The organism is Fulvivirga marina, assembly GCF_016775155.1.
GTDB classification, from domain to species: Bacteria; Bacteroidota; Bacteroidia; order Cytophagales; family Cyclobacteriaceae; genus Fulvivirga; species Fulvivirga marina.
Map to the genome: position 1 here is coordinate 26,912 of NZ_JAEUGD010000004.1, position 16,770 is coordinate 43,681.

A 16,770-nucleotide genomic window follows, 5' to 3' on the forward strand; every position below is an offset into this window, starting at 1 on the left:
TGCTATGGATCAATTAACTAAAGAAGAGCTTGAGTCTGTAAAAAGAAGTTTTTTTAATCTTCTCGCACTTTTTTTGGGAAACGAACAAGTTGAAAGCAAGTATGTGGCCTGCCTGATGAAATGGAGCGTACAGCTCAACCTAACCCATAATGATCTGCACCACATAGAAGGCAATTTTAACAAACTTATATACATTGCTCCTGAAGATAAGCTTTCAAAAATGGAGGCCATATATCATCTGGTGCATATGATATACATTGATAATATAGTGGAAGACATCGAATTAGAAGTGGCTACCATTTATGCTGAAAAACTGGGCTTTGACAAGTCAGTAGTTGGAGAACTTTTTAAGGCCATAGCAACAGCACCCTACGACGGAAAAACCAAACTTGAAGTAAAGCAGGAAGTAAAAGAATTTCTTGAGCTTCACGACATGAAGTAATCAGGTTTTGTCATACCCCTTATACACAACAACAATATTTCACAATGTAAGGTTTTGACCAAATTTATTATTAAATTTGTGTTTTTTAAATCGTACATTATGAGAAGAAATCTTTACCTAGCGTTACTCGCAATTATTGCGTTTGGAGCTGTTATTTACCTCAATAGCAAGCCACAAGAAACCTTCGACAAAGCAGGCCACATGGCTAAGCTTAAATTCTCAGAAGGAGAGGAAGAAGGAGAAAAAGAAAAAGACAGGCCTGACTTAGCCGCGGCCCATGATTTTGAAATGACCAAGTCTCCTATTCTTGGTTACCCCCCTATTATCGAAAAAATAAAATCATTTGAGATTACAAGGAAATTGCTGCATAAAAAAAGTAATACCAAGGCAATTTCTAATGTGGCATGGAATGAAAGGGGACCTGACAATGTTGGTGGCCGAACTCGCGCACTCATGTATGATCCTAATGATGTATCAGGCAATAAAGTATGGGCTGGCGCAATTGCGGGAGGCATCTGGTTTATTAATGATATAACCGACCCCAATGACAAGTGGCAAAATGTTGACGACTTCATGGGTAATATTGCTATTAGTACCTTAGCCTATGATCCTCAAAGCACCTCAACATTTTACGCAGGAACAGGCCTTATCTTTACCAACGATGTAAAAGGTGGAGGTATTTGGAAAAGCACTGACAGTGGAATGACGTGGACCCATCTTAGTAGTACCAGCCTGGAAACAACTAGCGATTTTGAATATACTCAAAAAATAATTGTTACTTCGACCTCAAAACTAGTGGTTGGTACATCATCAGGAATTCAAGTTTCAACAGATGGTGGTAACACTTGGGTTTCCACTTTAGGTGAAACTATTACCGACCTTGAACTGGCAAGCGACGGAACTTTTTACGCAAGTAACTATTCTGGTGATATTTACAAATCAACTGATGATGCTGCCAACTGGACAAACATTCTTTCTGAGACAGGCTACAGAGTCGAGTTAGCAATAGCTCCGTCTGACCCAAATACAGTTTATGCAGTTTCTGAAGGACCATCCGGTAGAGATGTAGGTTTTTTCAAAAAGACTACAAATGGTGGCACTACATGGTCCGATCTTACTATGCCTAAATATTCGGAGCAAAATTGCTCAGAATCATCATCGGACTTCACCAGAGGTCAGGCATTTTTTGATCTAATACTTGGAGTTTTTCCTAATGACCCCAATAAGGTCATTGTTGGAGGAATTGATTTACACCGATCAGAAGACGGTGGAACAACTTGGAAACTTCTTTCTTACTGGACAGGATCATGTGCAGACTACGTTCATGCTGATCAACATGCCATGCTCTTTAAAAATGAAACCACCGCTTTATTTGGAAATGATGGTGGGGTATATTATTCAGACGACCTTGATGCTACAACACCTCAATTTGAAGAGAGGATAAATGGCTACAATACAGCTTTATTCTATTCATGTGCTGCCTCCAACGTTGAATTATCAAACACTTACCTCGCAGGAGCACAAGATAACGGAATGCAAAAATTCAATAATCCTGGCGTCAATTCAACAACTGAAGTGACCGGAGGTGACGGAGCTTTTAGTTTCATTGATCAGGACAATCCAGATGTAATGATTTCGAGTTATGTTCGCAACGTTTACCATAGGTCATTGGATGGAGGCGTTTCATTTACTAACTTCTCAGATGATCAAAGTAGTGGTAGGTTTATTAACCCTTGCGATTACGATGACGATGCTGATATCTTATACGCCGCAACGAATGCTGATGCTATGAAGGTATATTCGAATATTTCTGGTAGTAGCGTCGCTACTGAAACAAAAACAATTTCGGTTGGAGGCCGCGTATTGAGTCATTTAAGAACTTCTCCTTACACTGAGAATAAAGTTTTTGTTGGTAATGACAGAGGTGGTGTATACAGCATCACAAATGCTAACAGTTCACCAGTAGTAACTGAAATTGATGCCAATGCTTTACCTGAAGGATATGTTTCTTGCATAGAAGTAGGCGAATCAGATGATCACTTGTTGGTAGTTCTTTCCAATTATGATGTTAACTCTATTTGGGAAACTAAAAATGGCGGCCAATCTTGGGTAAGCAAAGAGGGTAACCTACCAAACATGCCTATAAGATGGGCTCTTTTTAACCCCGAAAACAGAAAGCAAGTATTGCTCGCCACTGAATTTGGAGTTTGGTCCACTGATGATATAACAGTTTCTACTCCTGATTGGGAACCTACCGTAGAGGGCCTTGCCAACGTAAAATGTAATATGCTTCAATATAGAGAAGCAGATCAACAAGTAATAGTGGCTACTTTTGGACGAGGCCTATTTACAACTAATGTATTTAGTAAGAACACATATGTTGAGTTCCAAGCAAACAAAACCATTACGTATATAGGGGAAGAAATTACTTTCAACAATTATACAACAGGTAATGCTGCCGACTATCTTTGGGATTTTGGAGATGGCAATACTAGTATTGAAAGTAGTCCAACATACAGCTACAGCGCTCCCGGAACCTATACAGTTAAACTAACCGCAAATACAGGGGCTAATCAAAGCATTAAAACTAACTACATTACTATACTACCAAACAGAGAAGGGGACTATTCCCTTGCTGAAGGAGGAAATTTTGATGTTTATTCTGGAGATTTTGTGGCTCTAAATATTCAAGGAACTGCTTTTGAAAGAGGCAACTCTTCAGTGTCAGGAAAAAATGGTACAGCAAGTGGTGCATTCGCATGGGTCACTGGAATTTCAGAAAACCAGTACACTGACAATTCAACAGCCTACCTGTATACTCCACATTTTGATCTTTCAACGGCAGGCACATACAATCTGTCTTTTAAAACAAAGTATCAATTTGAAGACACCTGGGATGGATTTATTGTTGAATATACCACTGATGGAGGGAACTCATGGATCAAATTAAACAACGCACAGGAAGCAGGCTGGTATACCACCATTTCAGACCCTCAATCCGTTTTTGGAGCTTCTGTCCCTATATTTAGTGGTAATACGGGAGGTAGCTTTGCAACTAAAAATACAGATGTATCATTTTTAAGTGGTAATGGTTATGTTGGTTTTAGATTTGCGTTTAGAACAGATGCAGCTACTGTAGATGTAGGTATGGCAATAGATGACTTTATACTTACAGGCCCGCAAACCAATGCATTACCTAATTTCACCAGCACTCCTCTTGGAGCAAATCTGTGTGAGGCTTCTACAATCACTTTTTATGACAATTCCCAAGGGTCAATATCATCTTATTCCTGGAGTTTTGGTTCAGGAGCTAGTCCTGCTACTGCCGTTGGAAGAGGACCTCATGAAGTTACTTATTCAACAACAGGCAATAAAGATGTAAGTCTTACAGTACAAGGAGAGCTGAATGGTTCTCAAGTTGAAACCAAAAATACCTATATATCTATTGCAGCAAACAGTATTCAGGAAAAAACAGTGACTACTGGCAATTCCGACCTTTGCATGAACGAAATAGGTTTAGTAGTAATTAACGGCAGTGATACAGGCTTTACGTATCAATTGTTTAATGCCGCTGACAATACCCCCGCCAGCCCAAGAACTGAAGGAAACGGGGCTAATTTAGAATTAGAAACAGGAATTTTACTTGAGCCAACTGAGTTCTATATAGAAGTTAGAGACATGAATTCTACATGTTCTGCTATTCTTTCAGATCAACCTGTAGTGAATGTATTACCTCCGACAAACAGAAAAGTAACATTAGAGGACGCTAATATATGTGCTAATAATCCCATTAGTGTAACTGTAGAAAACTCTGAAACTGATGTAATTTACAGAATCTTCAATATTACTAATTCAGAAGTGTTCAGTGAGGATTTCATAGGAAATGGAAAAGACTTAGTACTTACATCTTATTTGGTAACAGATACTATTGATATAGAAGTAACTGGTGAACTTGGAAGCTGTAACGTATCCTTTACTTCAGCTAAAATAGAACCTCGTGGAACACCTGAATCTACGATTACAGATGCTGGAGGTATTTTAACCGCATCAAAAGGAGAAAGTTATCAGTGGTACCTCGATGGAAAAATCATTCTAGGCGCCAATAAACAGGAATACTCCCCTCGTGAGTTAGGTGACTACACTGTTAAAGTGACCTCCAATGGATGTTCTGTTGTTTCTGAGCCATTTAGTGCAACGGTCCTTGGTCTGGAAGACCTGATTAAATCTGGTGAACTTAGTGTGTTCCCTAACCCTACTTCAGGAGTGTTAAACATCAAGCAAGATGGCCGATTCAACAGACTCACTATATACAATCTTATGGGACAGGTTATCGTAACCAAGGATATTGTTTTCCAAAATGAAGTAGTTATGCTTTCTTTCTTACAACCAGGTCAATACATATTAGAATTGACTGGAAAGTCTGAAAGTGTTAAAGTGAACATTCAGAAACATAAATAGTTTAATGAAAGTATTAAATAGCTTGATTCTATTTGGTTTTGTGTTTTTCCTTGCATGTGTCAATGGAAAAACACAAACATCAAATTATAAATCTATATCTGAGGAAAAACTTAGTGGCCAGATTGAATATGTTTTTAGTCCTGACTCATCTTATGTTATGAGTTTTGTAGAAATCAAAGGAACTGCTAAGCACCCTCAGAATAACATAAAATATATTGTTCATGATCTAAAGACTGACAAAGTGGTGTATGAAGATGCCCTGGATAATGGATCTGTTAGTTTTTATAATGACCATGCAATACAGATTATAATGATCCCCGGAATTATGCGGGAAGGTCAGAGTTCGGATGACTTCACCTATGTATACGATTTAAAAACTAAGGAAAAGAAAACACTGACAGAACTTAAAAATTAATAAAAAAAGAGCGCCAAATGGCGCTCTTTTTTATTAATATCGCTTGATGCTATCAAAACCACAGCAAAAGGCAACTCTCATATCAACTATACTGGCCTCAAGCATGGCCTTTATAGATTCTACAGCACTTAATGTTGCACTTCCTGCCCTCCAGAGCGACCTCGATATAAAAGGATCCTCTCTCCTATGGGTAATCAACAGTTATGCATTATTTTTATCAGCTCTGCTATTGACAGGAGGGTCAATGGGCGACCGGTTAGGGCGCAAAAGGATCTTTATTTTAGGAATCGCATTATTCTCAGTTGCTTCTATCCTCTGTGGGTTATCATCATCTTCAGATATATTAATCGTTTCCAGATGTATACAGGGTATAGGAGGTGCGTTAATGGTACCCGGTAGTTTATCTATCATCTCAGCACTATTCCCCAAGGAGAAACGAGGAAGAGCTATTGGCACCTGGTCTATGTTTAGTGCCATGACAACCGTATCTGGCCCCGCATTAGGAGGTTGGCTGGCAGGCATAGGGTTATGGAGACTAGTATTCTTCATCAATATTCCTTTGGCGATTATTGCACTTTTCTTTTTAAGAAAGGTACCTGAAAGCAAAGACCCTAATGCAAACAAAGGAGATGCTAAAGGGGCTTTTGTAGCTACTTTATCTTTAGCCTGTTTAACTTACGGTTTTATTGAAGCACCCAACTTCGGATTCAATGCGCCACGCATTTACGCTAGCTTGGCAGCAGGCCTGGTATTGCTACTTCTGTTTATAATCTATGAAATGAAGACAAATAGTCCCATGATGCCTTTGTCTCTATTCAAGTCTAAAACATTTAGCAGCACCAACGTTATTACTCTTTTCATCTATGCCGCATTGGGAGGATTTCTATTCTTTTTCCCTTTAAACCTAATACAGGTTCAGGGATACCCGGATGAAATTGCAGGATTAGTGATGCTGCCATTCGGTCTGTTAATAGCCTTTCTATCCAGATGGTCCGAGCATCTGGCTGACAAACTCGGTGCCCGAACTCCATTAATAATTGGCTCCATGCTTACAGCCATAGGTTTCTTTCTGTTCTCGCTACCCGGCCAAACGGCAGGTCCCTCAGATTTTTGGAACACCTTTTTTCCTGCCATTATCACAATTGGCATAGGTATGGGCCTAACAGTAACACCACTTACAACAGCTGTAATGAACTCAGTACCTCACGGCAAAACCGGATCTGCTTCTGGTATAAATAATACCATCGCCAGAACAGCCGGTGTACTAGCCATTGCCATCATGGGTGCTTTTGGTGTAATTACTTTCAAAAACAGTTTTATAGAAAATACCAAAAATCTCCACCTCCAAGAAGCAGTTCAAAAAGAACTGGATGAGGAAATTCTCAAACTAGCCGAAGCTCAACCTCCTACAAATACAACCAAAGAGCAAAAACAAATTATCAACACCGCGGTAAAGACATCATTTATAGAAACCTTCAGACAATCAGCTCTTATTGCCAGTATTTTATCAGGACTTAGTGTTTTTACAACCTATATTTTTATTAAAAAAAAGTCTTAAATTAAGTTAAAAGTATATATGAAAAGAGCAATTATCATTTTTTTATTGGGTATCTCACTAGTTACCCAAGCACAGGAAAAAGACCATATTAATACATTCCTCAACAACTGGCATAAAGCTGCAGCAGAAGCCAATGCTGACATTTTCTTTGGTAGTATTGCTAATGAAGGCATCTATATCGGTACTGATGCAACAGAAAGATGGGACAAAGAATCATTTTGGGCTTTTTCGAAGCCATACTTCGACAGAGGCAAAGCTTGGAACTTTAAGCCATATGACCGCCAGTTGCACTTCTCTGAAGATGGCAAGATAGCTTGGTTCTCTGAATTACTAGATACCTGGATGGGAGTTTGCCGAGGGTCTGGCGTATTAAGAAAGTCAGAAGGCAGTTGGCAAATCCTGCAGTACCATTTATCGGTCACAGTACCTAATGACGATATTCACAAGTTCATAGAGCTGATTAATAAAGAAAAATGAAACACACATTTTCAAGCTGTTTCTGCAAAAAACTTACACTCTCATTTAGCGACCTAAAAGCGCTAAAACATTAAAAAAACGCCGTTTAGCTGGTTACAATTTGAGTTTTATTTGTATATTATACTGAATGAGGTAGAATATTAATTATTTGAATTGACATCTTATTGAAAATATTACAAATTGCTTTATGGCAAAAAAATAGATCAAAAATGGGTGTTGTAGAGTTGGGCAGATTTAGGGTTATTTGCTTTGGTTTATTCTTATTGCTTCTGTTTTTTTCTCCCGATGTAGAAGGGCAAAGAAAGAAAAGCAAGCATACCAAAGCTTTTTACAAATCACGTTATACCCCTGCAAAAAAAGCAGACAAGCAGTGTTTTCAACTATTCAAAAAGAAATACTCAAAACCGAAACATAAGGATAACCAGTCCTTTTTGGCTTCTTTGTTTGGTACTCCAAAAGCAAAATCAAAACCAATGGCAGAAGTCGATCCTAATGACACTCCACCTCCACCAGTTAAACCGCAACCGATAGCAAAAAAAGAACCAGAAAAGAAACCCTCTACAGAAAATAATACTAAAGAAGACCAGGTATTAGAGCTTAAGAATATTCCAGAGCCTACTTCTGCAAAGCATGAAGAAATAAGAAAAAAAGTTGAAAGAAATCTTCAAACGCACAAAGATGGGGAGCCCATTGAACTTGAGCCTTTATACTTCATTTTCGATGACGCAGAATTTTCTGTGGTAGATATGGAGCCTTTTTTAATAGCAGTTGAATACGCATTGCAAGGGCGAATGGTTCTTATTGAAGGACATACAGATAGTTATGGAAAAGATGATTACAATGTCAAATTATCCATCCAAAGGGTAGAAAAAATCAGGCAACTTATGCTTGATATGGGGGTGCCTGACGAAAGAATTTCTGTAGTAGGCTATGGTGAAGAAAAATCCGTATTCGATAACACTACAAAAGAAGGACGCCAAAAAAATCGAAGGGTTGATTTCAAAGTATTTTAAAATTATACCTTCCTCTTCTCGCAATAATTACAACTTCCTAGCGCTTAATATAATAAGTTAATTTCACGTCTATGGCTGACTAATATTGATAATATGATTTAGCTTTACATCATGAATTTCAGTCATTCGGTTTTCCTGAAAAATATTGCTCAAACTACGGGCAACCCTTTTTTAATAGACATAGAGCGAGCAGAAGGACTTTACCTTTATGGTCCGGAAGGTCAGCGCTATATGGATTTAATCTCTGGTGTCGGAGTAAGCAATATTGGGCATCGTCACCCAAGTGTGATCAGTGCCATCAAAGAACAGTTAGACAAGCATATGCATGTCATGGTATATGGTGAATTCGTTCAATCGTCACCCAATGAACTCGCAGAAAAACTCGTTAGTCATTTACCTGATAATTTGAGCTGTTGCTATTTCACCAATAGTGGGACAGAAGCCAACGAAGGTGCGCTGAAATTAGCTAAACGATATACAGGAAGAACCGAAATCATTGCCTGCAGAGGTGCCTATCACGGAAGCTCCCATGGCTCTTTGAGTGTATCAGGCAACGAAGTAAAGAAATCTGCTTTCAGGCCCCTTTTACCCGACGTAAGGTTCATAACTTTTAACAACATTGAGGACCTTAGCCTGATTACTACTAAAACAGCCTGTGTTATTATGGAAACCATCCAGGGTGACGCAGGGGTCAGAATCCCCTCGCAGAACTACATGAAAGCGCTGAGAGAAAAATGCAATAAAACGGGCACACTTCTCATTTTTGATGAAATTCAAACCGGAATAGGCAGAACAGGTAAGATGTTTGCATTTGAACACTTTGATGTCGTACCGGATATTCTTACATCCGCTAAAGCACTGGGAGGTGGATTACCGATAGGTACATTCATCTCGTCCTATGAGATCATGCAAAGTCTAACCCATAGCCCTATGCTGGGACATATCACTACTTTTGGAGGAAACCCCGTATGCTGTACCGCCGCCCTTGCTACTCTGAAAGTTATAGAAGATGAAAACTTACTTAGCAAAGTTGAAGATAAGGGTTTGCTTTTTGAGCAATTAATGCAGCACAAAAGGGTTAAAGATATCCGACGAAAAGGTCTGCTATTCGCCTTTGAATTTGAGACTAGCGAAGAAGTAGCTTTTATTGTTCAAGAGTGCCTAGAAAACAGTGTTATATGTTTTTGGTTCCTCTCCTGCCCTAATAGCTTTAGAATTGCGCCTCCAATTAACATCACGGAGGATGAAATAAAGGAGGCTTGCAAAATCATTATCAACGCTATGGACAAACTAGACAACCTATAATAATGACTAGCCGGTTATAGCAATTCTTTAACGTTTTCTGGAGGACGGCCTATAACCGCTTTATCACCTTTCACTACAATCGGCCTTTCAATCAAAATAGGATTTCCTTCCATGGCTTCTATCCATTCATCATCAGTCAGACTTTTTCCTTTATACTTTTCCTTATAAATAGCCTCACCTTTCCTAATTAAACCCTCGGGCTTAATTCCTAGTTTTTCAATAATTTGCTTCAGCTCACCTTTTGTTGGCGGGGTTTTAAGATATTCCACCACTTCCATCATGGCCCCTGAGCTTTCAATTATACCTAAAGTTTCGCGGCTTTTACGGCACCTGGGATTATGATATATTGTCAGCATACTTTTAGTCTTTTATAGTTTCAACCACCAAGTTGTGGTTGGTATATATACATATATCAGCAGCTATATTTAAGCTTTCCCTAACCATATCTTCAGCTGAGAGACCTTGTGCATGCTTTTTCAAAGCCAGTGCTGCCGCCTGTGCGTACATCGCCCCTGATCCTATTGCTGCTATGTTATTGTCTGGCTCAAGTACATCCCCTGTTCCTGATACTATAAGAATCTCATTCTTATCAGCAGTGATCAACATTGCCTCCAACTTCCTCAGGTAACGGTCTGTCCGCCAATCTTTAGCTAGTTCTATAGCGGCCCGTTTCATGTTACCTCCATAACTATTAAGTTTTTCGTCGAACCTTTCAAGAAGAGTAAAGGCATCTGCTGTAGACCCTGCAAAGCCTGTTACTATCTTGCCATCCTGAAGTTTTCTGATTTTTTTTACATTACTTTTGGCTACATAATTACCCATAGTAGCCTGCCCATCAGCACCAATCGCAACTTCTCCATTATGCATAACCGCCAGCACGGTAGTTGATCTTACTTTAGTCATTCCCATTTAAGTATCTTTTATTAATCCTAGTACCTATTCTCAAAAGCACATAAATATTTAACACCATACAGATTAAATAAATAACCCTGACAATTAAGAAAACTGTCAGGGTCATTTATTTAGTTTTTATAATTAAACCAGTATTCTGACAGGGTTCTCCAACAGCCCTTTAAGGGTTTGAAGAAACGCTGCTCCTAAAGCTCCGTCTACCACTCTATGGTCAGATGAAAGGGTCACTTTCATCACGTTGCCAGGCACTAACTGGCCATTTTTAACGACAGCAGTTTCTTTTATTCCTCCTACAGCCAAGATACAAGCATCCGGCGGATTGATTATCGCTGTAAACTCTTCTACGCCAAACATTCCGAGGTTAGAAATGGTAAAAGTGTTACCCTCCCAATCTTCAGGCTGTAGTTTTTTAGTATGTGCTTTTTCTGCCAATTGTTTAACCTCAGCAGAAATGTGTGATAAAGATTTGTTATCTGCAAACCTTACTACAGGCACCAAAAGTCCTTCATCCACAGCAACTGCCACACCGATATGGATATGCTTGTTGTACCTGATCTTATCGCCTAACCATGAAGAGTTCACTTTAGGGTGTTGTCTTAAGGCAGCGGCTACAGCTTTAATAACAAGATCATTAAAGCTTATTTTCACTGGAGAGAATTCATTCATGGATTTTCTGGCCTCTATAGCCTTATCCATATTGATCTCCATGGTGATATAAAAATGAGGTGCTGTAAACTTGCTCTCAGAAAGTCTCTTTCCAATCGTTTTCCTCATTTGAGAAACATTGACCTCATCATAGCTTTCTTCACCTACTATCTGTGGTATATTAAATGAAGTTCCTTTATTCTCAGCGATCTGCTGTACCGCTTCTGTTGTGGGTGTATACCCCTCTACATCCTTTTTAACTATACGCCCATTGTCTCCAGAGCCCTTAATCTTTGAAATATCATACCCCTTCTCCTCTGCCATTTTCTTGGCTAATGGTGAGGCCTTTACTCTACCACCCTCGGTAGCTCCAGAAACTTTTGAATCAATAGTATCCTTTTTCTCTGATTTCTCAGCAGGTGTAGCTGGCGTTGCGTCCTTTTCCTCTCCTGCAACTCCTGATTTTTGCTTTGACTGATGAGCTTTCAATAGTTTTTCAAAATCAGCACCCTTTTCACCCACAATAGCTAACACACCATCAACTGCTACAGCATCACCCTCTTTTACCCCAACATAAAGAAGTGTACCCTCTTCATAGGCCTCAAGCTCCATAGTAGCTTTGTCAGTTTCTACCTCAGCAAGAATATCACCTGCCTGAACCTGATCACCCTCCTTTTTCAACCATGAGGCAATGGTACCTTCGGTCATAGTATCACTCATTTTAGGCATGGTGATCAAGGTAGCATTAACATCAGAAGCATCAATTTCTTCTATATCCTCGTTACCAGAAGTTTCCTTCTTCTCTTCTTTTTTATCTACCCCATTGTCTTTTATACCGTTTTGGGCTTCTTTAAGCAACGTACCAATATCCTCTCCCTCTTCGCCTATAATTGCAATAACCCCGTCAACGGGCACCGATTCCTTTTCCTTCACACCTATATGCAACAGTGTACCATCTTCATAAGACTCTAGCTCCATAGTAGCCTTATCTGTTTCTACTTCTGCTAATATATCTCCTGATTTAACTTTGTCTCCTTCTTTAACTAGCCATGATGCGATCACCCCTTCTTCCATGGTATCGCTCATTTTAGGCATACGTATTACTTCAGCCATAAGTGTGTTTTAAAAATTTTGTTGTCAAAAATAGGGGTTATAATTCCTTTATTCAAATAATGTGTTTTTAAAAATTACCTTCCTAAAAGCTGATATTTGAAATCAGGAACTCAAATTTACTACCTCCTGATTTAAAATTATTAGCTTCTGCATAAGAAAATCTAAAACCGAGTGCAATATCTGCAGGAAAGCGCAAAAAATTCACATCAAAAAGGACATCAGCTCCGACCGAGCGATATGTATCTTCTCGTTGTAATTTTACCCGCTGCGCTTCATTAATAAGATCAATTTCGGAATAACCGTAGTCATAAAACAAGTTTGCCCTAATCCTTTTCAAATTTAAAACAGGACCCAGGGCAATGTCGGGATACCATAAAGGAAGGGTATAGTTAACTGAAGCAAAAAAGAAGTCCTCCCAGGTACTATGTGAATAACCTCTTGGTAACGGTATTTGATTTGCTAAAAGATAAGTGTCATTATTTAAGGTGTCAAGTTTCCATAATTTATGTTGATAGGCTCCTCTCAAGTAAAAGGAATGGTGTTTAAAAATTCCCGGGAAATACAATGTTCCTCTCAAGGCCAACTGTCCGGCATCATAATCTCCTCCAAACGGCGAACTGGTATAGCTACCTACAAATGACTGCCCCCACTTGCTGTTGATATCCCTGGTACTCTGCTTAAGTAAACTGTAGTAGCTAACCGTAGCAACATTTGTGTACAACTCTCCGTTGGCCTGTTGATCAAGAAATCGAAAATTTTGATTAAAGTTGTCCACTTTGGTAATACCCACTTCATTTCCAATTGACAACTCTCTATGATATTTAGACCTTGTCAGTAACAAGGGCAATCTCAGTCCAACATCGACAGAAGTCTCATCCCAGTTAAAAGTTACATCCTCAATATCATTGTTTTCATTGGTAACAGACTCTACTGTAGAACGTGAACCCTTGGAAACCTGAAAATCAATAATGGGATAAAACCCCTGATAACTCACATTCAAATAACCAAAACCGGTCTCCTCAACCGCATCATATTGATAACCGAGTGAAATGGCTGTAGTGCTCAATACATCTTGCGAAAAAACACCAAACTGCGCACTATTCAGGTCAGTATTAGCAAAAGGCCCCCAACTGTGAATGTTAATCATATGACCGACCCGGCTATATTTCTTTTCAGGGTATTCTGTATCAGGAACATCATTCAAAATATCCTCATGCCCCTCTTGATCAACCACGGGCTGATAGTATTTCACGGACCGATCCTTCGTTTCAACAACCTGATCCCACTTAGACTTATCCAGAGGTACTTTTACCACATCCAGCCCGTTTACTGTATGGTCATTGTAATAAATAAACATACCATCATTAGATATTTCAGGGTTATAAGCGCCATATTTACTGCTTGTAACCTGATAGTACTTTCCTGATTCCAGGTCATACATATAAATGTTATCAATACCACTTATTGGCGAACTGTAAAAAAGCATATTGCCATACAAAACAGGGTGACCTATATTCTCATGATTGGCGAAAATATGCGTTTCCTCAACCCCTGAATTAACCTCAAAAGACACTACAGAACGCCCCTCCGTTGTTGTTTTCAACGCTACAACACGCTTCCCGTCACTTGACCATCTGGCCATTGAGTAAAAAGCTTTTTCAGGGTTGTCAAAGCGCTTAACTTCCTCTCCTGTATTGTAATCCAATACAACCAGGTATGTACCTTGATCTTCAGTATTTAATACCGTCACAATATGATCTGCATCTGGAGAAATAGCAGCACCACTATATCTGGTTTTATCTGTTATAGTTTTTACCTGCCTTGTTTCAAAATCATATGACTTTATAACCGAATAGGAGCGCACTCTCCAGCGCGGATCAAAATGCATCTCGTTCCACACCACTTTATTTTGAGCAGAAGAAAGCATACCGCTTTCATTCATAATACCAGGAATAAAAACCACTTCATCCTTACTACCTGATTTGACATTAACAAATTGTTGAATATCCCCAATACCCGATTTTAGGACAATTAACTCACCATTATCGAGTATCTGTGGGTTACTGTAATCGGTAAATGTCTTTGATTTTCTACCATTGACTGTTTCAAATGTTGTGATGTTAAGTTCTTTTAACTGCCCTGTCCAGACACTATCCAACTCATCCATCATCATCTCATAGTTCTTCACTAAATATGATCCTGTATGTTTCTTTAAGGCATTTGAAAAAGTAAATGGGATGAAAGGCCATGAAAAGGCACTATTTGAAACTTTCCCCCATATATCGGAATCTCCTGTTCGTCTTCTCAGGTGAGTAACAAAATGATAGCCTAAAATATAATGGTTGGGCACATAATCTTTAAATGACCTGAGGTGTTGCTTATGGTAATTAAAACGCTTACCCTCAAGCAGATTTGACCTGAATACTTTATTAAATGATGGTATTCTACCCCGTCCACTATGTGTAAAACTAGTCTCTATCGCCGTAGCATCCCCTTCCCAAAACCACTGAGGAGCCGCAGAAAAGGCCATGCCTGCCTGTGTATTTTCACCGAATAGATAATAAAAAAATTTATTCCAGCCTGTTCTACTTTGCTCGAACTGCACAATATGTCGGTACTCATGCACAGCAAGCAGGTCTAACCAACGATTTGTACCTGTAAAATTATAGTCCTGAGGTGGCATGGTATAAAACTCAGACCTTCTCGGCCCAAGAGTAACAAAGCCGTTGGAAACAGAGTTTTGATTTTGCAAGATCAGCGATATCTTTTTGGGGATCTTCTCTCCCATCGACTCCGTTTCGGCAGCTCTCAGATGCTCCAAAGTATTGGCCATTCGCTGAGCCTCTTCACTAAACCCTTCGGGAAATATAATACGAAACCCTGGTGTATTGATCTGCCTCCAATCTATAGCGGGAGGATTATTATCCAGCACTTCCCCTTGACCTCTGACAATAAAAGGAACGATGGTTAATATCAGGAAACATAAATACTTTTGCATAATTCAGCCTATTATTCACCCCTAAAATAGACATAAATTAAGAAATACCGTACTTAAGATACTAAAGGTACTAATGTAAATTGGGCAATAAGACGAGCTGACATCCTCTTCCGTCGCTACCCATACCTGGAGCAGGCCTACGAACTGGCCCAAGGCCTTGGAAGGATATACCACACCGTGAAAGACAAAGGCATCGCTTTCACCAAGCTTGCTAAATGGTATGACCAGGTAGAAAAAGCTCAGTTTAAATCCTTCAACACCGTTTCTGGGACGATCCAGCAACATTATCTGACTATCCTCAATTATTTTGAACGTAGAAACACCGATGTCGCAGCTGAGTCTTTCAATGCTAAAATTAAAGCCTTCAGGAATCAATTCAGAGGAGTTAAAAACGTTAGTTTCTTCCTTTACAGGCTTTCAGAATCTATGCTTAGTACAATTGCTCCACAGGTTTTCCGCTTGATCCCGAATTAGTCTACATGCTACAAAATAAAAAAGCAGCCAGAACCCCTTCTGACTGCTTGCGGTTTTCCGAAACCGTTTAATTAACCTAAACTAAAGTATTTTTAATTGCTTGCGAACTTATAATTCCACAGGCTTTCTTTTTAAAAAAAAGCAGTCAGGACCCCTCCCGACTGCTCATGATTAATCGTAAACCATTAATCAACCTAAACCTAATCTTTAATATTTTTTTTGAGATTACTCTCAATTATTCCTCATCCTAAAATTCAAGCAGCTTTATTTATTGCCTGAATGTTTTACAAATATAAGGCACTTATAACCACATTTACATTAGGGATTTTCCGTAATTTCAAATATAAGTGTTTCCCTTAGTAACCATTTTCAGGCGTAAAAAAAGCAGTCAGGACCCCTCCCGACTGCTCATGATTAATCGTAAACCATTAATCAACCTAAACCTAGTCTTTAATATCTTTATGAGATTATTCTCTCACTACAATGCAAACATACATAGTATAACTCACTCTATTATAGGCGATAATACTTATTTTAATAAATACGTGTTTCCCTTATAACTTTCCAAAAGTGTAGAAACATACTTACCACCCTCCAGCAAATGCTCAATTGCCTCCGGTAATTCTTCTTCAAATGAATGAACCAAAAGATACCCATTAGCTCCTCTGTCAATAATGCTCTCTATTAAAAGCCTTTCGGTATAATGATCCAGAACAAGTACAGGGCAAGACCACTCATATTGATTATCACATATTAACTGCAAAAAGTCTAATCCAAGACTATAGGTATCCACTATAATTAGGGCAGGCTCTTTTATTCTCTCCAGGTATGGAGAAGAACTATCCGGAGATACTAAAAAAATATCCCACAACTTGAAAGCCTGATTTGGAATACTTTCAAATACTTCATTAGAATTACTAAAGAAAGCTATGTCTCTATTTTCGTCCCGGTTCAATCTAT

Annotated in this window: 13 protein-coding genes; 8 read left to right on the forward strand and 5 right to left on the reverse strand. The window is 39.0% G+C overall.

The window, feature by feature from the left end; all coding sequences use genetic code 11:
• Window positions 1–4 precede the first annotated feature (4 nt).
• From JMN32_RS01910 to JMN32_RS01940, 7 genes are all read left to right on the forward strand, one after another.
• On the forward strand, window positions 5–442 hold the full coding sequence (locus JMN32_RS01910; RefSeq protein ID WP_202854588.1) for a hypothetical protein: 438 nt from the start codon (window positions 5–7) through the stop codon (window positions 440–442).
• A gap of 99 nt (window positions 443–541) precedes the next feature.
• On the forward strand, window positions 542–4,900 hold the full coding sequence (locus tag JMN32_RS27595; RefSeq protein ID WP_202854589.1) for a PKD domain-containing protein: 4,359 nt from the start codon (window positions 542–544) through the stop codon (window positions 4,898–4,900).
• 4 nt (window positions 4,901–4,904) lie between these two features.
• On the forward strand, window positions 4,905–5,315 hold the full coding sequence (locus JMN32_RS01920; RefSeq protein ID WP_202854590.1) for a hypothetical protein: 411 nt from the start codon (window positions 4,905–4,907) through the stop codon (window positions 5,313–5,315).
• A 46-nt stretch (window positions 5,316–5,361) separates the two neighbouring features.
• The gene (locus tag JMN32_RS01925; RefSeq protein ID WP_202854591.1) at window positions 5,362–6,873 is read left to right on the forward strand and encodes an MFS transporter; all 1,512 of its coding nucleotides are present in this window, start codon (window positions 5,362–5,364) and stop codon (window positions 6,871–6,873) included.
• An 18-nt stretch (window positions 6,874–6,891) separates the two neighbouring features.
• On the forward strand, window positions 6,892–7,350 hold the full coding sequence (locus tag JMN32_RS01930; protein ID WP_202854592.1) for a nuclear transport factor 2 family protein: 459 nt from the start codon (window positions 6,892–6,894) through the stop codon (window positions 7,348–7,350).
• 164 nt (window positions 7,351–7,514) lie between these two features.
• Entirely contained in the window at window positions 7,515–8,363 is an 849-nt protein-coding gene (locus JMN32_RS01935) for an OmpA family protein (protein ID WP_202854593.1), read from the forward strand.
• 111 nt (window positions 8,364–8,474) lie between these two features.
• Window positions 8,475–9,668: an aspartate aminotransferase family protein gene (locus JMN32_RS01940; RefSeq protein WP_202854594.1), complete on the forward strand. Its 1,194-nt coding sequence runs from the start codon at window positions 8,475–8,477 to the stop codon at window positions 9,666–9,668.
• Window positions 9,669–9,682: 14 nt separating this feature from the next.
• On the opposite strand, the gene arsC is transcribed toward JMN32_RS01940, so the two are convergent.
• The 4 genes from arsC to JMN32_RS01960 form a co-directional block, all read right to left on the reverse strand.
• Window positions 9,683–10,024, reverse strand: coding sequence for an arsenate reductase (glutaredoxin) (gene arsC / locus JMN32_RS01945; protein ID WP_202854595.1), 342 nt, complete (start codon window positions 10,022–10,024; stop codon window positions 9,683–9,685).
• 4 nt (window positions 10,025–10,028) lie between these two features.
• Window positions 10,029–10,571, reverse strand: coding sequence for an ATP-dependent protease subunit HslV (gene hslV, locus JMN32_RS01950; RefSeq protein ID WP_202854596.1), 543 nt, complete (start codon window positions 10,569–10,571; stop codon window positions 10,029–10,031).
• Between the two features lie 132 nt (window positions 10,572–10,703).
• Window positions 10,704–12,338, reverse strand: a complete 1,635-nt coding sequence (locus tag JMN32_RS01955) for a pyruvate dehydrogenase complex dihydrolipoamide acetyltransferase (protein ID WP_202854597.1) — start codon at window positions 12,336–12,338, stop codon at window positions 10,704–10,706.
• A gap of 82 nt (window positions 12,339–12,420) precedes the next feature.
• A complete protein-coding gene (locus JMN32_RS01960) occupies window positions 12,421–15,336 on the reverse strand; it encodes a BamA/TamA family outer membrane protein (RefSeq protein ID WP_202854598.1) in 2,916 nt (971 codons plus the stop codon).
• Between the two features lie 102 nt (window positions 15,337–15,438).
• Between JMN32_RS01960 and JMN32_RS01965 the strand changes: the two genes are divergently transcribed.
• On the forward strand, window positions 15,439–15,810 hold the full coding sequence (locus tag JMN32_RS01965; protein ID WP_317191756.1) for a transposase: 372 nt from the start codon (window positions 15,439–15,441) through the stop codon (window positions 15,808–15,810).
• Window positions 15,811–16,339: 529 nt separating this feature from the next.
• Here JMN32_RS01965 and JMN32_RS01970 read toward each other — a convergent pair.
• Window positions 16,340–16,765 (reverse strand): response regulator, encoded by a 426-nt coding sequence (locus tag JMN32_RS01970; RefSeq protein WP_202854599.1) that lies wholly within the window; start codon window positions 16,763–16,765, stop codon window positions 16,340–16,342.
• Between the last annotated feature and the right edge of the window lie 5 nt (window positions 16,766–16,770).